18 protein-coding genes are annotated in these 19,814 nt (G+C 52.6%); 7 read left to right on the forward strand and 11 right to left on the reverse strand.

Features of this window, described 5'->3' with window-relative positions:
* Positions 1-31: 31 nt before the first annotated feature.
* Together ACZ5TN_RS00835 and ACZ5TN_RS00840 are read left to right on the forward strand one after the other, a co-directional pair.
* Complete coding sequence (locus ACZ5TN_RS00835; RefSeq protein WP_464916871.1) at positions 32-730, forward strand: RAD55 family ATPase; 699 nt, start codon at positions 32-34, stop codon at positions 728-730.
* Between the two features lie 9 nt (positions 731-739).
* The gene (locus ACZ5TN_RS00840) at positions 740-1,567 is read left to right on the forward strand and encodes a translation initiation factor eIF-2B alpha/beta/delta subunit family protein (RefSeq protein ID WP_464916872.1); all 828 of its coding nucleotides are present in this window, start codon (positions 740-742) and stop codon (positions 1,565-1,567) included.
* Between the two features lie 14 nt (positions 1,568-1,581).
* On the opposite strand, the gene ACZ5TN_RS00845 is transcribed toward ACZ5TN_RS00840, so the two are convergent.
* Positions 1,582-5,640, reverse strand: a complete 4,059-nt coding sequence (locus tag ACZ5TN_RS00845) for a DUF4350 domain-containing protein (protein ID WP_464916873.1) — start codon at positions 5,638-5,640, stop codon at positions 1,582-1,584.
* Between the two features lie 133 nt (positions 5,641-5,773).
* Here ACZ5TN_RS00845 and ACZ5TN_RS00850 point away from each other — a divergent pair, with 133 nt between their 5' ends.
* Complete coding sequence (locus ACZ5TN_RS00850) at positions 5,774-6,289, forward strand: cob(I)yrinic acid a,c-diamide adenosyltransferase (RefSeq protein ID WP_464916874.1); 516 nt, start codon at positions 5,774-5,776, stop codon at positions 6,287-6,289.
* Here the strand turns inward: ACZ5TN_RS00850 and ACZ5TN_RS00855 are convergent.
* The 5 genes from ACZ5TN_RS00855 to ACZ5TN_RS00875 all read right to left on the reverse strand — a co-directional run bounded on the left by ACZ5TN_RS00855 (position 6,282) and on the right by ACZ5TN_RS00875 (position 10,577).
* A complete protein-coding gene (locus ACZ5TN_RS00855; RefSeq protein WP_464916875.1) occupies positions 6,282-7,544 on the reverse strand; it encodes an MFS transporter in 1,263 nt (420 codons plus the stop codon). The two genes, ACZ5TN_RS00850 and ACZ5TN_RS00855, sit on opposite strands and share 8 nt — an antisense overlap.
* 90 nt (positions 7,545-7,634) lie before the next feature.
* Positions 7,635-8,294, reverse strand: coding sequence for a DUF4097 family beta strand repeat-containing protein (locus ACZ5TN_RS00860; RefSeq protein WP_464916876.1), 660 nt, complete (start codon positions 8,292-8,294; stop codon positions 7,635-7,637).
* A gap of 169 nt (positions 8,295-8,463) precedes the next feature.
* On the reverse strand, positions 8,464-9,771 hold the full coding sequence (locus tag ACZ5TN_RS00865; protein ID WP_464917423.1) for a hypothetical protein: 1,308 nt from the start codon (positions 9,769-9,771) through the stop codon (positions 8,464-8,466).
* On the reverse strand, positions 9,771-10,181 hold the full coding sequence (locus ACZ5TN_RS00870; RefSeq protein WP_464916877.1) for an ArsR/SmtB family transcription factor: 411 nt from the start codon (positions 10,179-10,181) through the stop codon (positions 9,771-9,773). The genes ACZ5TN_RS00865 and ACZ5TN_RS00870 overlap by 1 nt, the downstream gene beginning before the upstream one ends.
* Positions 10,182-10,397: 216 nt before the next feature.
* Positions 10,398-10,577, reverse strand: coding sequence for a hypothetical protein (locus ACZ5TN_RS00875; RefSeq protein ID WP_011249991.1), 180 nt, complete (start codon positions 10,575-10,577; stop codon positions 10,398-10,400).
* Between the two features lie 125 nt (positions 10,578-10,702).
* On the opposite strand from ACZ5TN_RS00875, the gene ACZ5TN_RS00880 reads away from it, so the two are divergent.
* Entirely contained in the window at positions 10,703-12,001 is a 1,299-nt protein-coding gene (locus ACZ5TN_RS00880) for a 2,3-diphosphoglycerate synthetase (RefSeq protein WP_464916878.1), read from the forward strand.
* Positions 11,998-12,870: a 2-phosphoglycerate kinase gene (locus ACZ5TN_RS00885; RefSeq protein WP_464916879.1), complete on the forward strand. Its 873-nt coding sequence runs from the start codon at positions 11,998-12,000 to the stop codon at positions 12,868-12,870. The genes ACZ5TN_RS00880 and ACZ5TN_RS00885 overlap by 4 nt, the downstream gene beginning before the upstream one ends.
* Here the strand turns inward: ACZ5TN_RS00885 and ACZ5TN_RS00890 are convergent.
* The 3 genes from ACZ5TN_RS00890 to ACZ5TN_RS00900 are packed head-to-tail and all read right to left on the reverse strand — an operon-like array spanning position 12,867 to position 15,590.
* A complete protein-coding gene (locus ACZ5TN_RS00890; protein WP_464916880.1) occupies positions 12,867-14,369 on the reverse strand; it encodes a metallophosphoesterase family protein in 1,503 nt (500 codons plus the stop codon). The genes ACZ5TN_RS00885 and ACZ5TN_RS00890 overlap by 4 nt on opposite strands.
* 5 nt (positions 14,370-14,374) lie before the next feature.
* Positions 14,375-14,785, reverse strand: a complete 411-nt coding sequence (locus tag ACZ5TN_RS00895) for a CBS domain-containing protein (RefSeq protein WP_011249987.1) — start codon at positions 14,783-14,785, stop codon at positions 14,375-14,377.
* Positions 14,775-15,590, reverse strand: a complete 816-nt coding sequence (locus ACZ5TN_RS00900) for a class II glutamine amidotransferase (protein WP_464916881.1) — start codon at positions 15,588-15,590, stop codon at positions 14,775-14,777. The genes ACZ5TN_RS00895 and ACZ5TN_RS00900 overlap by 11 nt, the downstream gene beginning before the upstream one ends.
* Before the next feature lie 61 nt (positions 15,591-15,651).
* Here ACZ5TN_RS00900 and ACZ5TN_RS00905 point away from each other — a divergent pair, with 61 nt between their 5' ends.
* Positions 15,652-16,521: a type I restriction endonuclease gene (locus tag ACZ5TN_RS00905; protein WP_464916882.1), complete on the forward strand. Its 870-nt coding sequence runs from the start codon at positions 15,652-15,654 to the stop codon at positions 16,519-16,521.
* Positions 16,518-16,916: a M67 family metallopeptidase gene (locus ACZ5TN_RS00910; RefSeq protein WP_464916883.1), complete on the forward strand. Its 399-nt coding sequence runs from the start codon at positions 16,518-16,520 to the stop codon at positions 16,914-16,916. The genes ACZ5TN_RS00905 and ACZ5TN_RS00910 overlap by 4 nt, the downstream gene beginning before the upstream one ends.
* Here ACZ5TN_RS00910 and ACZ5TN_RS00915 read toward each other — a convergent pair whose 3' ends face one another.
* A complete protein-coding gene (locus ACZ5TN_RS00915; protein WP_464916884.1) occupies positions 16,917-17,909 on the reverse strand; it encodes an AIR synthase family protein in 993 nt (330 codons plus the stop codon).
* Between the two features lie 83 nt (positions 17,910-17,992).
* Positions 17,993-19,771 carry a ribosome biogenesis/translation initiation ATPase RLI gene (locus ACZ5TN_RS00920; RefSeq protein ID WP_464917424.1) on the reverse strand — a complete coding sequence of 593 codons (1,779 nt, stop codon included), beginning with the start codon at positions 19,769-19,771 and terminating at the stop codon, positions 17,993-17,995.
* Between the last annotated feature and the right edge of the window lie 43 nt (positions 19,772-19,814).

Genomic DNA, 19,814 nt, shown 5'->3' on the forward strand with positions numbered 1-19,814 from the left:
GGCTAACTAAATACTCCAGTGGGAGTATACAATGATAACTTCAAGGATATCCACCGGGATACCAGGGCTGGATATAATGCTCAATGGCGGATTGATTCCAGGCAGGACGTATTTGGTAAAAGGTGCTCCCGGAACCGGCAAGACAACCCTTGCGATGCATTTTGCCATGGCCGGGATTTCCAATGGAGAAAGCGTTCTCTACATTACCCTTGAGGAGCCGGGGGAGAACATAAAGCAGGACTTCAGCAGGATGGGCTTCGACGTTTACAATGAGAACTTCACGCTGATAGATGCCACTCCCACCACCGAGCACTACGTCCTCGTCGAGGACTTTTTTGAGTCATTTGCAAAGAACCTCAACAAGCTCACCGATGCAATTAAAGAGCAGTTTAAGACAAAGCGCTATTCCAGGGTTGTTGTGGATCCGATAACCATGCTCAAGTTCACGTCCTCGGATGAACTCGAGTACAGGAAGGCGTTTCTCTCATTTATCAAAACCATGATGCGGCTTAGAACAACAGTTCTAATTACCGCAGAGGGGGAACAAGCGGACATCGAGGAGTACCTGGTCAATGGAGTAATAGAGCTTGAACTCTTCCAGAAAGAAGGGCGGCTTGAAAGGGCGCTTAAAATAACCAAGTTCAGGGGAAGCGGTTTTGACAACGTTATACGTCCATACGAAATAACTGAAAATGGAATGGTTGTTTACCCCGACAAATCAGCACTCTGAGGGATTTACATGCTCCCTCCTGAAATAAGGTCTCTTCTTGAGGACATGAGGGTTGAGAGAATTCGGGGCGCCAGCTGGATGGCGCAGAAAGGGGCAGAAGCGTACCTTCTTCTGGCTGATCTGCTTGAGGGGGACGAGCTGAAGAACGCCCTTCAAGAAATGAGGGAGGAACTTCCCAAGGTTAACCCAACGATGGCATCCCTTTACAATCTTGTTATGTTCATTCCAATAACCGATGACCCTGGTCTTCTAAAATCCCGGGCTGAGGAGTTTTTGAGGCTTATAAATGAGGCAAAAAAAGAGATTGGCAACATTGGAAGTGAGCTGATTGACAATGGGGACATCGTGATAACCCACTCCTTTTCCTCCGCGGTTCTCGAAGTGTTCACCTCCGCGAAGAGGAAGGGGCGCTCGTTCAAAGTTATCCTCACTGAAAGTGCCCCAGATTTTGAGGGTCTGGCACTTGCGAACGAGCTTTCAGCCCTTGGCATCAGCTATGAGGTGATAACCGACGCTCAAGTCGGGTTGTTTTCGAAGGAGGCAACGCTGGCGCTGGTTGGTGCCGACAACGTAACGCGCGACGGTGCAGTCGTAAACAAAGCTGGTACCTACCCTCTGGCTCTGGCCTGCTATGACAACGGTGTTCCTTTCTATGCCGCCGCGGAGAGCTTCAAGTTCCATCCTGAGCTGAATAGCGGGGACGTTGAATTGGTAGAACGGCCCTATGCAAGGAACGGCCACAGGGTTAGAAACGTTCTCTTTGACGTTACTCCCTGGAAGTACGTGAGGGGGATAATAACGGAACTTGGAATTCTCGTTCCTCCAAGAGAAATATAAGGAAAAGAAAAACCTCAAATCTCTCCAACGAGCCAGAGCAGAGCGCCCTTTATGAAGGGCCAATTGCTGGCTATGTACTTGCCATAGTAGCTGTCGCTAAAGGCCCTGCTCGAGCCATAGACGATGATCCTTCCCTTTCCGACCTCGACTGCCGCGGCGACGACGGGCTGGCTGCCCTTTTCGTGCACAACGTTTCCGTCGGCGTCAACGGCGTAGGAGGTTTCAAAGGCCTTGATGACCCATACGGCGTTTCCTTCTACTGTCAAAGTGTCGCCGTGATAGTAGGTCATCCATCCATCTGGGATGAACTTGGTTATAGGAGTGTTCCTGTTGTACGCTCCGACGTACGGATAGTATGGCTTTCCGCTGTTGTGGTCGTCGTCCATGAGCTCAGTCTTCTCGAGAGTGATGCCGTAGCCGCTCAGGAGCTCATTGAGGCTCGGGTTCACGTACTTGTACCAGTCTCCCGCTATTATCAGCCCCCCACCTTCTTCGACGTACTTCCTAAGGGCGGCGATTTCCTCGCTGGATAAGTCGATCTTTGGGTTCAGTATTATAACAACGTTGTAGTTCTTCAGCTTGTCGTACGTGATTGGCTCGTGGTTCATCTCAACGTTCCAGCCGAACTCCTTTGTGATCCTGCTGACCAGCCCGTTTATCCCTACCTTACTGCCATAGTACTGGTCGTGGGAAAGGTCTATCAGTACGGAGACGTTTCTTGGGATTATAACAACGCTCTGGTTGTTCTCAGCCGCAGTGAGGGCGTTTGAGAGTACTTTGTTCCAGTAGGTCAGCTCATCCATCAAGCTCTTGTACAGGACAAAAGCCTGCCTCGAAACCCTGAACGCCGTGATTATTCCGAGTCCTCCCTGGTTGGAGACTATATCGGTGATTTCCGGCAGCCGGGCAAAGCTCTCACGGTATCCCTGCATTCTGCTGTTTATCTCATCCACGGGTACGTTCTTCAGGTCAACTCCCCTAGCCTCTAGCTCGCTGGTGAGGTTCTGGAACTGGGCGTAGGCATCTTCGAGCTCTTCGTTGTGGTTTCTGAGGTAGTAGGTGTAGAACAGTGCCATTCTGTAGAAGACTTCCGATGCTAGAGTCTTTGTAACTGTGCTGGAACTCTCGAAAACGACGGTGACGTCGGTTGGGTCCTTCTTAAGAACCACAACGACTGCATCTGAGGTGATGTAGTAGTATCCGAGCTCGTCGGTTGTGTCGTTTTCTTCGAGGGTGATGTTCTGGCTGCCCTTGGTGACGACTACCTCCCTAACGGTGTCACCCATCCAGGGTACCAGGAGAACGGCCACGGAGGGGTCTTCCATAGCCAGATGAACTGTTACGTTTGTCTGGATGACGTGTCTCTCGACTTTGAGGTTCTGCTTGACGCGGTATTCTCCCGTTTTCGTTTCAACACCAGAGATCTTGGCCTTCCAGTAGGCCACCAGTGATGAGGTGTCTGGTTTGATGTTCTCGGTGTCAACTATGAGGTTCCCCGCGGTGACGTTGAAGGTGTAGTTCTTTCCGCCGACCTCAACGACGAAGAAGCTCTCGTTCTTCTCCACGGTAGCGTTTCCTACCACCGCAACCGTCGTGTTTCCGACTTCTTCGATATTCAGGGGTATCCTGTATGTAATCTTGAGGTGGGGCTTCAGGTCTTGGTTCTCCTTGGAGTAAATCCACGCGTAGTTGTCTATGCTCTCGTCCGTCAGTTTGAGGAGTAGGGCAACAGTTTTTCCAGTGTTGTTCCGGACGAACTCGGTTATGTTCCATGAAACCCATCCCTTTGAGAGTTCTCCGTGGGTAAGGAGAGCATCTGGAATGGGCGGTTCGGAGGGCGTTTTGCTCTCGTTCCAATCCGTGGTCGTGTTGTAAACGCCAACGTCCATGGGTACATCCAAGTCCCCGATATAGGGCACGTAGACTTCAAATTCTGCTGAGATTATCTCGGTATCCCCTGAGAGCTCTGGGATCTCGAACTTGAAGTACGCTCTCTGTTTGGAGTATTTAGAGGAGTTTCCAATCGCGAGCTCTCTCTTCTCATTGTACGGGTGGTAATCTTTCCAGCTGAACTCTGTACCGTTGTAGTAGTAGCTGTAAGCGTCCTCAGTTGGGATGATCTCCTCCGTAGCCACGGGGGTGACATTGTACTGGGCGAAGATGGTCTTTGTGAGCTCTTTAACTGTCACGTTCTCTCCCAGGCTGTTCGTCATCTTCAGTACGGCGTGCATCTCGTAGGTGCCGTATCTCGGGGCGCTCCACGGGATAGCGACCTTAATCTCACCACCGGCGGGAACCTCCAGGCTGTCGTTCTGGTAGATGACGGTACCGTTCATGGTTACAGTGAAGGCGGCCTTTTTGGCGGTGGAGTAGTTGCTGGCTATCGTGAAGTTTAGGATCTGCGGCTCCTCCACCAGGACGACTTCCGGAACGCTGTACGAGGCTATGCCGAAACCAAAGGAAACTTCAACGGTCGTGTTCTTGGAGTCGAGCAACCTGCCTGAATCGTCGTACAGCTTCACCTCGATTGTGTACTTCCCTGGCTTGGCTGGGTTCCACTCGTAGCTCACGGTGCTGGTGTTCTGCGGGCCGAGGGTTAGTTGCCTGCTCACGGCCGTGCCGTCGGAGATCGTCAGGTTGAGGGTTACAGAAACGTCGTGGTCGTAGTTGTTCCTGACGGTTACGTTTATCATGCTCTCATCAACGTACTTCGGGTTCACGTTGAGGTTCAGTATCTCTGGAACCGCGAGAGCCATGTCATCCGCGTCTCTCGGCTCTATCTTGAAGTCGCCATATGAATAGTACACAACTCCTACGATGTACCTGAAAACGTCCCCCACCTTCGGTAGGTCGTACTTGTATATCATGTCGTCTATTCTAACGGGCCCGCTTCCGTCGTCCGCTTCCCACTCTCCGTATCCCAAACTGGTGTTGGTCACGATGGCGTTTTCCACCCTCACCAGAACGCTCTCCCACTGCTCCTGGGAAACGTTGCCCGTTGGAAGGAGAACAGGGTCAGGAACTTCCGCGGTTCCGAGCTTTTCTAAAGAACCTACTGTAGAATGAGAATCTTTATCATAGTATATTTTAATCCTGGTCATACCATGCTGCTCATCGACGCGTCCTGTGACTTTTACTAGGTCTCCAACTCTAACGGGGGTATCATCGGAGTATTCGGGGTATTTGTGATCTGAGTCAAGATAATTCCAAGCAGTTATATATACATAGATTCCACTCCAGGGGCCTGTACCATTCTGAATGAATGTGCCATTTTCAGTTACTGCGGTGACGACACCGTATGTTGTTACTATATGTCCATGATATGTTGAATTACCCCCGTTGATAGTGTTGCTCTGAATCTCCTGAATTGGTGTTATAACCTCTTTGATGTCGTCGGCGCTCCTGGGCTCGATCTTGAAGTTGTTGTAAAAGTAAACGACACCAGTCACGTATTTTAGTTTCTGGCCTTCTGTTGCCTGGTAACTATACATGAGATCATCTACTATAGCCGAACCGCTTCCGTCGTCAACTTTCCACTCTCCGTAATTATCCGTAGTAGTGGTGACGTTGATGTTCTCGACCCTTACTAAGACACTCTCCCACTGCTCTGCGGTTGATTCATCGGTCAGGTCTCCAGTTTTTATCACAGCCGGCTCTGGAGTCTCGAGTGGGATATCTGTTGGAACTATTGATTTGACGTAGCCTATCTGGGTCCGCCCATAGCTCTCCTGTACTTTGCCGGTTACCTCAACGTGGTCACCGATTTTGAGCGGTGTACCATTATCGTAAGTTGGAGACTTATCGTATGTATAAACAAACACTCCCTTCCATGGGCCGGTTCCGTTCTGGATGAAGAAGCCATACCTGTCATCGCCATGTGACTTCCAGTGAGCGATTCCTGTGACGATTCCGGCCGTCGTAACATTTTGACCTACATATGGAGAGCTGGAGGAGTGTCCCTGAATCTGCTCTATTGTCACAAAAGGAGTCGCTGCCATAGCGGGTTTAATCGCCCACGCTGGGATTATACTCAAGAGCAACAGCACTATCAACACTAGCGCAGACCGTTTCATTGGTGGATCACCGAGTTAAAAACGGCAGGAGTGTATAAATAAGTTTTTCCTACCTTTCCAGTCAATTTTTGGAACAATTCGACAGGTAAATTCTAAAAGGCGTGGCAACGTATGATGATGCGGTGTTGAAAAAATGTCTATAACAACAAAAACCGGAGATAAGGGTTTGACGGGTCTCTTCACCGGTGACCGCGTGGCAAAGTTCTCGCCGATTATGGAAGCAAACGGGACGATAGACGAGCTGGACAGCTTTATCGGGGAAGCAAAGCACTACGTCCCTGAAGAGATGGCAGAAACCCTCGAAAGAATCCAGGTTCAGCTCTACGACCTTATGGCTGAGCTCGCCAGCAAGCGCAAATACGCGAAGGTTGGAGAGGAAGATGTGAAGTGGCTCGAGGAGCTTATCCACAGATATGAGGAAGAAGTCCAGCTCAAGTCCTTCGTCCTGCCTGGCTCTACAATAGCCAGCGCCAAGCTCGACGTCTGCAGGGCGATAGCGAGGAGGGCCGAGAGAAGAGTGGCGAAGCTTGTTCTCGACTATGGCTTTGGTCAAAATGCTCTCGTCTATCTAAACAGGCTCAGTGACCTTCTCTTCATAATGGCTAGGGCCATAGAGAAAAGGGAAGGAAAACTAAAAGAGGTCAAGTAATCCCTTGGCTTCTATTCGTCTCCTTTCCGTCTCCAGCTCCCACGTCGGCCAGCAAGACGTCCCTGTGCCTCGCCCAGAAATAGGCAACTACAATCCCCATCCCGGTCCAGAGGCCGAGGGCAACTTTCCAGGCCGGAAACCTGTCGAGGAGTGGCCCAACTCCCATCAGGCCGAGGGGGCCGGAAGCGTGCATCATAACCGCCATGGCCGAGAACACCCTCCCCCTGAGTTCGCTGGGAACTGCACGCTGGATCTTGGCGTTCAGCGGGACGTTGAAAAAGGCCTCTATTGCCCCCCAGAGGACGTTTATCGTTGCCAGGAAGAGAAACGCTCCCGTCTTGTTTAGGGAGGATAGCGGACTTATTGCCCACGTGAAGAGGAGTATCATGACTCCATCCAGGAGGAGGGCGTGGAAGAGGTATCTCCCGGCTTTTCTGCCGAATTTTATGCCAACCAGCATGTTCCCGGCGAGGGCGCCGAGCATGAAAGCACTTTCCAGGAGGCCGAACTGGTAGCTTGAGAACTTCAGAACCTCTCTGAAGGAGTAGGGCATGAGAACGGCCCCAAAGGGCTGTCCAAAGGCTATCATGAACAGGGCAAAGAACATGAGAGTTCTCAGATACCTGTTTGAGAGCAGGTAGGAGATTCCCTCCTTCAGATCCTCAACTACCTGGGAGAAACTCTCAAGCTCCCTCGTCTTCCACTCATACTTTATGAGGATTTCAAACAGACCCGAGCCGAAGAAGCTGATCGCGTTTATGAGAATGGCCAGTCTAATTCCACCCATTGCATAGATGAAGCCGCCGAGGGCGGGGCCAATTAGCCTTGCCAAAATGTTCATCGATGCAGTTATCGAGTTTGCTCTCTCAAGCTCGTCAGGCTCTACCAAGTCGGGAAACATCGCACTCGTTGCCGAGCCAAAGAACGTGCCCATGACGGCCATTATGACCTGAACGACTATCAACTGGTGCAGTTCCAGCAGGTTGAATGCCAGAACGCCGAAGAGGAGAATTCCCCTCGCGATATCGAACCAGACCATCAACTTCTTTCGGTTGTAGCGGTCGCCCACAACCCCCGCAAAGGGCATGACTATCAGAGCGGGAATCATCTCAGCTAAGATGAACGCCGTCATCATGCTCCCGCTGTGGGTCTTGTCCAGAACGTAGAGCGGCAAAGCTACATCCTGCACCGCCCAGCCGAGCTGGGAAACAAAGCGTCCCACCGCGAAGAGCCAGAAGTTCCTGTTAAATCTCATGGTCTCTCCTCCCTCTCTCCGACTTATCCAGCATCTCTTGCCTGCTCACTCCCCTTCTACCTTCCGCGCAGAGGTGAGCAAAAAAGAAACCTAAATCCTCCTCACAACGATGTTCCCGTTTACCGTGCTGACCTTGACCTCGAACTCGCCCGTACCGATGACCGGGTTCTCGGGGTCAATTCCCTCGAAGGTTATAGATCCGTTCACGCGGCTCGCCTTTATCCTCGCATCGCAGAAGTCCGAGAGGGCAAGAGCAATGCTCCCGTTTACATTGCTTATTTTCGCGTCTCCCTCAAGTTCCTCTATCTCAAGCTCGATCGGGCCGTTGACACTGCTCGCCTTCAGGAATTTTGCAAGACTCAGATGTGCCCTCACCCTCCCGTTCACGTTGCTTATTTCCCCCGCCTCACAGTTTTCAAGCTCTATCCTGCCGTTCACCGTTGAAACCTTCTCGAAGGAGACGTTCCTTGCCCTTATCTCACCGTTAACGCTGGAGGCTTTCACGGTGGCTTTCCTCGGCACCTTTACGGCAATCTCGGCCCAGCCGCTCTTTCCGAGAAGGTTGAAGAACCTCTTCTTTGGCTCTTCCCTGATGATGAGCTTCTCTCCCCTCTGCTCGACTTCCACCTCGGCTTCGCCGTGTAGGGTGTAGCTTACCTCTGCGTGGTCGTTCTCCCAGCCCTCGATCTCCGCCTTTCCGTTCACGGCGGATATCTCAACCATCTTCACGTTTTCAAAGATCATGGCCATCACCTTCACACATTCTTATCCTAACAACTCCTCCCTTTTGGGCCACAAGCCTTAAGGAGTGCTTTCCGCCCTCGAACTCACAGCCACCCCTCCGAAACAAAGTCAAAGAGGGGCCTCTCGCCCCCCGTGTATTCTTCTTCCCTTCTCTCCGGGCCAGGTTCCAAGCCCATCACCCCAGATACCTCATGAGCTCGTCTATGAGCTCCTTAACGCGCGCGTTGAGTTTGGCCCTGTCTATGCCGAGGCCCTCCACCATCTCAACGCCCTGCTCCTCCACTATCTCCTTCGCCTTCCTCAGGACGAGGTTGCAGGCCTCTCTGCTCTCAATCGTGTGGGTCTTGCCCCCAACGCGGATTCTCACCGTCCCGTCGCGGGCCGAGATTACAACGTCCTCTATCCTCAGCTTGGCCCTTCCCCTTCCCACCGTTACGGAGATATCGCCCGAGCGGAGGGAAACGGTCTCGCCGAGGCTCAGCACTTCATCGCCGCTCCTGTAGGTCACCCTGTCACCTGAAACCTCTATCGTGTACTCCTCCGTCTGGATGGCCAGCCTGCCACCAACTCTGGTGAGCTGGAAGCCGTTGGTAAGCTCCCTGATGGTGAGCATCTCCCCCTTTGGCTTCCACACACGGCCGTCGCGCAACCTCATGGGGCCTATTTTCACTTCCTCCCCCGCTGGAGTGCTGATGACTTCCACAAAGGGCACCTTCACGTACTCGAAGCCGTTGCCCTCGTAGACCTTCACCACTCCGAGGTCAACGACGCTCGCCTTGTTCTTGTCGCGGTAGAGCCCCTCCGGGTTGATGAGCTCGTTCGCCCTCTTGACGAAGCCAGGATCAGGGGAAGTCTTCTTTCCGACGATCTTATCAGACGTCCAGACTGCAACGGGAGAGAGGAGCTTTCTTGTGACCTTTCCTATTGGGGTTTCCGCTTCCACCGTTAGGTCTCCGTCAATGACCCAACCCACAAGTTTCCTCCCGAACTTCACGGGATAGGCCTTGCCGATCCCCTGGAGCTTAACCTCCCCAAAGGAGGCACCGCTGAACTCGTAGGCCTTCTTCTCAACCTTCCAATCAATCCTTCTCTCGTCGAACTTGGATAAGAGGAGACCCGCTATTGTTAGAACGACCGCGTAGGCAAACATCGTGCCCGCTGTTATCGTGGCGTTCTCGCCAGTAAACGTCTCCGAAAGTCCGAGCCACTTCCCGAAGAACAGGAAGACGCTCGTCCAGAAAGCACCCTTGGCTAGCGCAAAGACAATTCCGCTTATCGTTACCCCGAACCACTTGCCGACGCTCAGGAGCTCAAAGGCGAAGATGAGCGCGATTATCGCGTACACCATGTAGTCGTTGTAGGCCTCAAGCTTCAGCGGCCCCTTGAAGAGCCAGACGATTATCAGGAGCGCTGCGAGGGCCTTCATGTATTCTGCGATCCTAAACCTTAAGCTTCTCTCTTCACCAAAGCCAAATCCGTACATCATTCCTCCACCTCCTCAAGTACCGTGATGATCTCAAGCAGGCGCAAAAACAAACGCCCGTTAGACGAAAGCTCGTACTTCTCCCCCTTCTTCACCATTCCAGTCTTCACGAGGAGCTTGAGGTGGTGAGAAACGGTTGGACTCTCGACTCCCAGGGTCTCCTTGATCTCCTTGAAGCCCATTGGCCCCTCCGCCAGCATTTTTAGTATCCTTATCCTGTCGGGGTTAGCGAGGGCCTTGAGGGTTTTCGCGGCCTTTTCCTCGTCTATCCCAGGTAGGGCCCCTCCCTCAAGTCGTTTTTTGAGGCGAGCCTTTATAGAGAGCATTAGCTCGTCAACGGGATCAATGCTCTCCTCAAGCACCTCCAGCCTTTTTTTCAGCTCTTCCAGCTGGGTTCTCAAATCGTCCATGCTACCACCGGGTACAGAGTTTTGTAGTACAATTTTCTGTACTCAACTAGCGCGATAGGTATATAAAAATTTATCGGTTTATGACAGCAACTTATCGCGAGAAAATAGTGAGATGCACACGGGCACTTATCAAGATCCAAGCTGATGACAACAGAATCATTCAAGGCTTTCAAAAGCTAAAATCGGGTAAGGAAAAACTGAAAGATAGCAGAAAATTCAAACGTGCCTGGCGTAGAGGGTCTTCCTACCCTCGGCCTGGGCCCTCTTGATGGCCTTCTCGACGAGGGCCTTGACCTCTGCCTCAAGGGCGTCGTAGAACTCCGGGCTGACCCTCATCTCGGGGTCGACGCTCTTGACGAACTCCTTAACCTTGGACTTAACAAGCATCTCAGCCATGGCTAACACCTCCTTATTGGCCTTTGAGGCCGATAACTGTGCACCTTTGACCTTTATAACTCTTCCTCTTCTGAGCCCCCAGAAAAGATTAAATCAGATTAGGGAGTACTTATCCCGGTGAGCGGATGAGGGTTGTGCTCATAGACGGCGAACACTACCCGGATGTTACCAAATGGGCAATTCATAAGCTCGGGGATGTCTGCTGTGCGGTTTTCTTAGGGGGAACTGAGAAGATAGGGAGTTTAAAGGCCCTTGAGGATAAGATTGGCGTTCCCCTCTATCATTCCCCCAACTATCTCGATGCGCTAAAGAGGGCAGTCCTTGAAAACGACGTCAAAGAGGTCGTTGACTTAAGCGACGAACCCGTCCTAACGTACGAAGACCGGTTTAGGATAGCCTCCCTCTGCATGCTCCTGGGAGTTACCTACAGGGGAGCCGATTTTACGTTCACTCCAAAGCCGCTAAAGAAGACCAAAAAGCCGAGTATATCAATCATCGGTACTGGAAAGAGGGTTGGGAAAACAGCAGTCAGCGGTTTTGTGGCGAGAACCCTTAAGGAGGTTGCACGCCCGGTGGTCGTGACAATGGGCAGAGGTGGGCCTGAAGAGCCTGAACTCATAGAGGGCGAGAAAATTGAGATAACCCCCCAGTTCCTTCTCAAGGTGGCCAAAGAGGGTAAGCACGCTGCTTCGGATCACTTTGAGGACGCCCTGACTTCAAGGGTGACGACCATCGGTTGCCGAAGATGTGGCGGTGGAATGGCGGGCTTTCCCTTTTTTGACGTTGTGGACAGAGGTGTTGAGCTCGCTGAGAGCCTCCCCCATAACCTCATAATCCTCGAGGGAAGCGGGGCAACGTTTCCAGCTTATAGGACTGATGCATACATACTAATCATCGGCGGAAGGCAGAAAACGGATTTCCTGCGGGGCTACTTCGGGCCGTTTAGAATAGCTCTCGCAGATCTGGTAATCGTCACAATGTCGGACGAGATAAACCCTGAGAAGAGAGCCGAAATCAGAAAAATCGTGGAGGAAATAAACCCGAAAGCCGACCTTCACTTCACGGCGTTCCGCCCGAGGCCGCTGGGCAACGTCTCGGGCAAAAAACTCGGCCTCGTAATGACATCTCAGAGCGCTCTACCCAAGGCCAAGGAGCACCTTGAGGGGCTTGGAGCAGAGGTCGTTGCAACTTCAGGGAACCTTTCGAACAGGCCGAAGCTGAGAGAAGACCTGGAGAAGTTTAGAGGTATCGATGCCGTGGCGGTGGAGCTTAAGGCGGCGGCCGTTGATGTGGTTACAAAGTGGGCGCTGGAGAGGGGCATCGAGGTTATCTACCTTGACAACGAACCAGTAAATATAGACGGCAAAGACCTGAGAAAATCAGTTCTAGAGCTTGGAAAAAGAGTTCTGGGGAGGAGAGCATGATCATAGTGACCGACAGCGAGAGGAAGATAAGGCTCCCGTTTTCAAGGGGAATACTCACCCGCTCCATAACGCTCGCTGGGATAGACGTGGGCATAGCCTACGCCATCGCGACTGAAGTCCAGAAAGAGCTCGAATGGAAGGGGAAGAAGTCGGTAACAACCGAGGAAATAAGGGAGCTAACGTACCAGAAGCTCCTAGAAAAAGGACTTAGGGAAGAAGCAAAGAGATACCTATTCTGGCGCGAGCTGAGGAGGAGAAAGGTCAGGCTAACCGTCCTCCTAGGTGGAGCGACTGGAGTTGGAAAGTCCACGATAGCGACCGAGCTGGCCTTCAGGCTTGGAATACGGAGCATAATCGGAACCGATACGATAAGAGAGGTTATGAGAAAGATAATAGCCAAGGAGCTTCTTCCAGATATCCACGTCTCTTCATTCCTTGCCGAGAGGGTAGTAAAAGCTCCCAAGAACTCTGACCCGCTCATCTATGGCTTTGAGACCCAGGTTAAGCACGTTTCAGTTGGAATAAAGGCCGTCCTTGAGAGGGCTAGGAGGGAAGGGTTAAACACCTTAATAGAGGGCATCCATGTAGTCCCTGGCTTCGTCGAGCCGAGAGAAGACGAGTTCATGTACGTAATCGCGGTGCCCAAGAAAGACTACCTCATAGCCCACTTCTACGAGCGCGCTCGATACTCCCAGAGGGATGCAGAGAAGTACGTTAAACACGTGGACAGGATAATGCGCATCCAGGATTACCTTGTTGAGCGGGCAAGGGAATATGGAATCCCTGTTATTGAGAACGTGGAACTGGAAAGCACCGTTTCCACGATTCTTGCGGACATGATGAAAAAGCTGGAAGAGATGGGAGTTTAGTGCTTCTTCCTCTTCCATATCCCAAGCAGCTTCCTGCTGCCCCAGGTGGACTGAACCTCCCAGACGACCACCATATCAGTGTAGATGTCCACGAGGTTAAAGCTGTTTCCAAACGGGTTCCTGTGGAGCTCCCAGCTGACTGAACCGGCATTGACTATTGGAGTGTTCTCTATCTTCACCCCGAAGGCGTTCCCGCCGTGGCCTGTAAGGACCAGCTCCGTTCCCTCGTCGGTCAGAACCTTCAAAACGTCCCCAGCATCCTCCAGGAAGCCTATCTCCCTGCTCTTCGGTACTGGAACCACGTTGTGGTGCATGACCACTATTCTGAACTTGCCTTCGTATTCTCTGAGCGTGTTCCTGAGCTTCTTCTGACCCATCCTTCCGACGACACCTATCGGTGTCTCATACTGCGCGCTGAGGACGGGAATTATGACGATGTCCCCAAGTTCAAGGACTTCTGGCTCTCCAAAGTACTCCTGGAAGAGCTCGTGTCCTAGGTAAGTTATGTCGTTGTGGCCTGGAACGAGGATTTTCTGCGGCTTAACGAGCTTGTAGTACTCGTAGGCCCTCTCATAGTACCTTTCAATCCCCGCATCCACCATGTCGCCGTTGTGCACCACCAGGTCAGGCCTGAGCCTCTCGTTGATCATCCTGACGACGTTCTCAAGGGTCTTTCTCCTGAAGTAAACCCTGTCGGAGACGTTGCTCTCACTCATCTGGACTATTCTGAAAAGCCTCCTTCCCGAAGGCACGAATATCTTGGGCTTTACGGGCTTGTGCTCCTTTGTGATCTCATCCCCCGTGACGCGCCTTATGGTCACCCTGACCCTGCCGTCGTCGTAGAGCTCTATTATATTGTAGCTGTTAACGTCTCCCTTCCTGGTCTTTTTGCATGAGGTACATCCCGCGTTGTCTATTACGAGGTCTTCAACGTGGTAGACGTTTGGCACGTGCTTGTGGCCGCAGGTGTAGAGCGTAACCCCGTGCCTTAAGAGGAGGTCTAAAACATCTCCCGCGTTGAACAGGACGTTTCTCTCCCTTCCGGTGTCCGGGAGCGGGACGAGGTGGTGGTGGGCAGCGACGATCTTGAACCTCCTGTCGGAATACTCCTCAAGTCTCTCCTTAAGCCAGCGGAACTTGTGGCCGCCTATCCTTCCATCGCTCAGATCTGGAATAGTCGAGTCCACCCAGATAACGACGCCGTCCCTGAACTCATAGACGCCGTTGAGAGGTCCTATGAAGTCCTCAAAGAGCTTGTACCCGACGTTCCTAACGTCGTGGTTGCCCGGCAGAACAACGAGCGGCTTTTGGATTTTCTTGAGCTGGTAGGCTGCCTGTTCGTACTCCTCGCGGAGGCCCTGGTTGGTGATGTCCCCTGTGTGGATGACGAAGTCGAAGTTGCCCCTGTTTATCTCCTCGACGATGAGGTCGAAGGCGTAGCCCTTGAATGCTCCCTCGTTGGTGATGTGGGTGTCGCTTATGTGGGCTATCCGTATCATACCCATCACTCCGCGGCTATGGCCGTTTCAAGCCTTCTCCTGCTCGCCTCAAGGAGGTCGCTTATCGAGAATATGCCCACTATTTTTCCTTCCTCCTCCACGAGGACGTGCTTGATGCCCTTCTTTGAGAGCAGATCGAGGACTTCCCCCAGCGGGGCCGTTGAGGGCACGGTTACGAGGTCTTTCGTCATTATCTCCTTCACGGGAGTGGTGTTTGGCAGGCCGGGAATGACCATCCGCCTTATGATGTCTCCCTTTGTCAGGAAGCCCACGACGTCGCCGTTTTCATCAACGACCACGAGGGAGCCTATGTCGAACTCGACCATTACCTCCCCTGCCCTCTTCACCGTGTCGTCGGGCTTCACTCCAATCAGCTTTTTAGTCATATACACCCGTATGGGCGCCCTAAGGTCCACAGGCATCACCCAGGGAGAAGCGTTCGATTTTATCCCCGCTTATTGAAATCGCAGTCCCGTTGTTGAGTGTCTTCCACCGGGCTTCGTGGTACAGCTCCAGCGTGGACGAAGCCACTGCGTACAGGTCATTGGCTTTGAGCTCTATGAGCCTGGCATAGTTCCAGTCATCGAGGCTGTTTGTATACTTGTTCACCATGTAGGCAGTTATAAACGCGCTCCAGCTTCCATCGGGCAGTAAAAACAGTGTTCCCGTGTTCAGAGTGGTTCTGGTAGTTTCCAGCCCAAGTACGAACCTCCTGGAAATCTCTTCGAGTGTGATATTGTCTATGGTTTTGGAGAGATACGCCGCGAATACGTAGCTGTCAGAGGCATTGACTAGCTCTTCTCCCTTAAACCCCGCTTTCCAGATGAGCGCTTCTTTGTCCAGATCGCCGTTGTGCATGAACCAGAAGGAGAAACCGTGTCTTGTGGAGAACTGGAACGGCTGAACGTTGAAGAGGGTCTTTCCACCCTGCGAAGCGGCCCGGGCGTGTGCCATCAGCACGACTTGGGAATCCTCTTCCGTGAGGGAATTAAGCAGGTTCTCAGCATTGGGATCGTTGAATATTGGTAAAACCGATCTGTAGTGGGTAGCGTTTTCTTCCCTCAGAAGGACGTACCCCCAGCCGTCGGGGTGCTGGGTCTTCTTGTTCCTCTTCTCCCGGTACGGGTCGTTTTGTGCGGATTTTATTAGGGCATCAAAAAGGGGTGCAACTTCCTGTCCAATACCGCGGGCAAAGAGTATCCTGCACATATTCTCACTCACCGTATATTTTACGGCATTAGACCACAAAAGCTTTTAGGTCATGAAACGAGCCTGGGCTATGATGCTAGGGCTTGAGAGTGCAGTGCTTACTGTAATGTCCCGCATTGGCAAACACCGCTCCCTCTATGAGAAAAATGAGGAGGCCGTCAAACAGCACCTCATCGGGGAGATAATGACGGCCCTCGGCTGGGAGTGGAACAACCCTGAGGAAGTTCGACCGGAAGAGAGAACCGAGGACGGGAGAGCGGATTATGCGCTCTTTCTGAACGGTGAGACGGTTGCGTTCCTTGAGGCTAAAAACCTCGGCGTTAACATTCTGAAGCGGGACGAACCACTGAGACAGCTTGCAAGGTATTGCTTCAGCAGGGGCGTTAAATACGGAATACTGAGCAACGGAGCAGTCTGGATAGTCCTGAAGGCCTTCGCTGAGGGAACTTCGCTGAAAGACAGGGTTCTCTTCGTCGTGAACCTTGAGGAGGAACCCCTGGAGAGGGCCGTTCTCAAGCTCTCCATGCTCTCAAAGGAGAACCTGCCAAAAGTGGAGAAGCTGGCGACCCTCTTGAAAGCCCTGGAGGCAGCGTACAGCACGCTTGTCTCAGAGGGTTTTTCGGGAGATTCCCTCCTCCGCTACCTGCAGGCGAGGGGGCCGGCTTTATTGCCCGTTTCTGCCTTAAGCGGCGGGGAAGTTGTGAAGGCCCTTTACATTTATGAAAACGGATGGAAGCCCGTCCCTCTTGGAGATAGAACGCTTAAAGGCGTCCTTCTGGCTGTTTTAGACTACCTTGAGGCCCGCTCAGAGGGGAGAAAGGCCGAAGAAATCAAAAAGGTGAAAAAGTTCCTGAGCAGTACAGAGATTCCCGAGGAGAAGATACTCACAATTCTCAGGGGGATCGAGGAGGACGAAGGCCTCAAGCTGGCGGTGGAGCTATGAAGCTCGTTATGAATCAAAAAGACGTCCAGAGGATCATTGAACTTTCCAAGAAAAGCCCCATAGAAGTTTGCGGCTTCCTCCTCGGCAGAAAAGCAGGGAATTTCCTAATCGTGGAAGAAGCTAGGAAGACCCAAAACAGGCTCAACTCGCCGGTGGAGTTTGAGATAGATCCCCTTGAAATTGCAGATGTTCTGGATGAGGCTGAAAAGAAGGGGCTTGAAATCGTTGGAGTCTTTCACTCCCACCTTAAGTGCCCGCCAATCCCCTCAGAAAAAGACCTCAGGGGCATGAACCTGTGGAGAAACGCCTGGCTCATAGTGACTCCTTCAGGAGAGTTTCGTGCCTGGACACTTGAAAACGGGGAAGTAAAAGAGGTGGAAGTTGAGATAAGGTAGCTACTCCTCGAAAATTTTCCACAGTTCGTCTGTTTCTGGTCTCGGGAAGGGCCTTTCTTCTCCGTTCACGACTGCGACCCTTTTCTCCTCCGCTAGGAACTCACCGATGATGGCCGCGTTTATCCCCCTCGAAAGGAGTATCTCAACGAGGGCCTTTGCACGGTCCCTGCTCACCGCTATAAGGAGGGAACCAGAACCGACGAGAGCTAGTGGGTTCAGGCTGTAGTACCTGCAGATAACCTTCGTCTCATCCCGTATAGGAATTTTGTCGGGAAAAACCCTGAATCCCAAACCGGCTGAATCCGCCATCTCGTAGAGGCCGTTGGCTATCCCTCCCTCCGTCGGGTCGTGCATGGCGTTGACACCAAAGTCCGCCGCCAGGATCGCCTCAGGAACGACGCTGATGTAGTCTATAAGCGAGGCCGCCCTCTCAACTAGGTCCTTCCCAAATACCCCGGTCAGCTCTTCCCTCTTCTCGCGCGCTATTATTGAAGTCCCCTCCAGCCCGGCCCACTTCGTCATGACTATCGCGTCCCCAGGCTTTGCCCCATCGGGCCTGACAAGCTTTTCCCTCTCAACCTCACCGAGCATTGTTCCGATGACTATTGGCCTATCCAGACCAGGGGTTACTTCGGTGTGGCCCCCGATAATCGCTACACCGAGCTTCTTTGCCTCTCTGTCAATCTCGTCCATTATCCTCTCCGGGAGTCTCTCGTCAGACCCTTCGGGCAGGAGTATCGTGATTAAAAACCACTTTGGCCTCGCTCCCGCAACGGCGACGTCATTGGCGTTGACATGAACCGCGTAGAAGCCGATGTCCTCGACTGCCCCGGTTATTGGATCGGTTGATGCTACCAGAACTTTCTCACCAAAGTCAACCGCCCCAAAATCTATTCCTTTACCCGGGCCGAGCAGAACCCGGGGGTCGCTCGCGCCGAGTTTGGTAAAAAGCCTCTCAAGAGCATCGGGAGGTAGTTTTCCTGGTGGAAGCATTTTTCATCCCCTTCTGGGGAACGTCTGGGGAAATTTATATGTTTCGCAAGAGGGAGATAATAAAAGGCAGGAAAAGAGTGAATTCAGGCTGAGAGGTAGTAGTACTCGCCAATCTCCTTCTGCTCCCTGTCCTTCACGGAGCCTTCTTTGTTGGCTCTCGGTCTTCCAGTGTCGGGGTCGCGCCTGAAGGTTATCCCGATGTTAGCTAAAAAGCGGTTCATTCCCTCCCTCATGCCCATCGGCGGGAGGGCCCTTCCGTACTTTCCTGGCTCTCCCTCGAAGACTATGAGGCGGTCGCTGAGGTAGTCCACCATCATGACGTCGTGCTCGACTATCAGCGCTGTTTTCTCGTTCTTGGCCATGAGTGAGCGGATTGCCTTTGATACTGCCAGCCTCTGCTCGACGTCGAGATGGGCTGAAGGCTCGTCGATGAGGTAAATGTCGGCATCCCTGATCAGGCAGGCGGTTATGGCCACTCTCTGCAACTCGCCACCGGAGAGCTCGTTGACCTGTCTGTCGTAGAGGTCGGGAATACCGAGCGGGTTGAGCAGTTCGGTCTTGTAGAAGTTGCTCATGAGCTTCGAGGCGTCTATCTTGCTCAGAAGGTCGAAGACAGTTCCCTCGTAGTCCGTCTTAATGTACTGGGGCTTGTAGCTGACGGTGAGCGACCAGTCAACTTCTCCCTCTGTGGGTTTCTCAACTCCGGCGAGCATCTTCACGAAGGTCGTCTTTCCGATACCGTTCGGCCCGACGATACCAACAACTTCTCCAACGTAGAGCTCTCCACCCTCAACCTCAAGCCTGAAGGAGCCGTAGTCCTTCACGAGCCTCGGGTACTGGACGAGTATCTCGCCCTCCTGGGCCTTTCTCTCACCCGTCTTGGTGAAAGTTATCTCGAAGGGCCTGAAGCGGACGTTCTCGTCCCTCAGGTAGCCCCTAAGGAACTCATTTATTCCGTTTCTCGTTGATTTGGGCTGGGAGAAGATACCGTAGGCTCCCGGTTTACCGTAGACGACGTGGATTATGTCGCTCATGTAGTCGAGCAGGGCTAAATCGTGCTCGACTGTGAGAACGTTCTTTCCACTCTCGGCGAGCCTCCTGATGGTTTTCGCTATCCTGAGCCTCTGCCTTATGTCGAGGTAGCTTGAGGGCTCGTCGAAGAAGTAGAAGTGGGCATTCCTGAGAAGGGCCGCTGCTATCGCAACCCTCTGAAGCTCACCGCCTGACAGCTGCTGGATTTCCCTATCCAGGATGTTCTCAAGCTCAAGCTCCTTGACGACTTCCTCGAACTTTCCTGTCTCGTCAGCCTTCTTGAGCAGGTCTCTAACTTTGCCCTTCACGGCCTTTGGAATGAGGTCAACGTACTGCGGCTTGACTATTGGCCTTATCTCACCCTTCTTGAGCTTCTCGAAGTAGTTCTGGAGCTCGTTGCCGCGGAATGCCTTTATGACGTTGTCCCAGTTATCGTTGTTTCCGCAGAGGTTCGGGATGAGCTGGCCCGAGAGTATCTTAACAGCGGTAGTCTTACCGGTTCCGTTTGGACCGAGGACACCGACGACCATACCCTCCTTGACGACGGGCAGACGGTAGAGAACGAAGGCGTTTATTCCGTAGCGGTGGACGCAGCCTTCCTCAAGCTCCTCCGGTAGGTTCACTATCGTTATCGCGTTGAACGGGCACTTGTGGACGCAGATTCCACAGCCCGTACAGCTCGCCTCCTGAATTATTGGCCTGTAGTTCTCCTCGTCTATGATTATCGCCTCTCCTCCCATCCTGTTCACGGGGCAGACCCTCTCACAGAGGAAGTGACCGCACTTATCCGGATTGCACTTGTCGTAATCGATGACCGCTATCCTAGTCATTCTCACCACCGGGCGGGACTGGGAAAATGCCTTTTAAAGGGTT

The sequence above is a fragment of the Thermococcus sp. JCM 11816 genome (assembly GCF_055396515.1).

What these genes read in the sequence shown, in the direction of transcription:
- ACZ5TN_RS00835 (WP_464916871.1), top strand. Translation starts at nt 32, where the DNA reads ATGATAACTTCAAGGATATCCACCGGGATACCAGGGCTGGATATAATG.
- ACZ5TN_RS00840 (WP_464916872.1), top strand. Translation starts at nt 740, where the DNA reads ATGCTCCCTCCTGAAATAAGGTCTCTTCTTGAGGACATGAGGGTTGAG.
- ACZ5TN_RS00845 (WP_464916873.1), bottom strand. Translation starts at nt 5,640, where the DNA reads ATGAAACGGTCTGCGCTAGTGTTGATAGTGCTGTTGCTCTTGAGTATA.
- ACZ5TN_RS00850 (WP_464916874.1), top strand. Translation starts at nt 5,774, where the DNA reads ATGTCTATAACAACAAAAACCGGAGATAAGGGTTTGACGGGTCTCTTC.
- ACZ5TN_RS00855 (WP_464916875.1), bottom strand. Translation starts at nt 7,544, where the DNA reads ATGAGATTTAACAGGAACTTCTGGCTCTTCGCGGTGGGACGCTTTGTT.
- ACZ5TN_RS00860 (WP_464916876.1), bottom strand. Translation starts at nt 8,294, where the DNA reads ATGGCCATGATCTTTGAAAACGTGAAGATGGTTGAGATATCCGCCGTG.
- ACZ5TN_RS00865 (WP_464917423.1), bottom strand. Translation starts at nt 9,771, where the DNA reads ATGTACGGATTTGGCTTTGGTGAAGAGAGAAGCTTAAGGTTTAGGATC.
- ACZ5TN_RS00870 (WP_464916877.1), bottom strand. Translation starts at nt 10,181, where the DNA reads ATGGACGATTTGAGAACCCAGCTGGAAGAGCTGAAAAAAAGGCTGGAG.
- ACZ5TN_RS00875 (WP_011249991.1), bottom strand. Translation starts at nt 10,577, where the DNA reads ATGGCTGAGATGCTTGTTAAGTCCAAGGTTAAGGAGTTCGTCAAGAGC.
- ACZ5TN_RS00880 (WP_464916878.1), top strand. Translation starts at nt 10,703, where the DNA reads ATGAGGGTTGTGCTCATAGACGGCGAACACTACCCGGATGTTACCAAA.
- ACZ5TN_RS00885 (WP_464916879.1), top strand. Translation starts at nt 11,998, where the DNA reads ATGATCATAGTGACCGACAGCGAGAGGAAGATAAGGCTCCCGTTTTCA.
- ACZ5TN_RS00890 (WP_464916880.1), bottom strand. Translation starts at nt 14,369, where the DNA reads ATGATACGGATAGCCCACATAAGCGACACCCACATCACCAACGAGGGA.
- ACZ5TN_RS00905 (WP_464916882.1), top strand. Translation starts at nt 15,652, where the DNA reads ATGCTAGGGCTTGAGAGTGCAGTGCTTACTGTAATGTCCCGCATTGGC.
- ACZ5TN_RS00910 (WP_464916883.1), top strand. Translation starts at nt 16,518, where the DNA reads ATGAAGCTCGTTATGAATCAAAAAGACGTCCAGAGGATCATTGAACTT.
- ACZ5TN_RS00915 (WP_464916884.1), bottom strand. Translation starts at nt 17,909, where the DNA reads ATGCTTCCACCAGGAAAACTACCTCCCGATGCTCTTGAGAGGCTTTTT.
- ACZ5TN_RS00920 (WP_464917424.1), bottom strand. Translation starts at nt 19,771, where the DNA reads ATGACTAGGATAGCGGTCATCGATTACGACAAGTGCAATCCGGATAAG.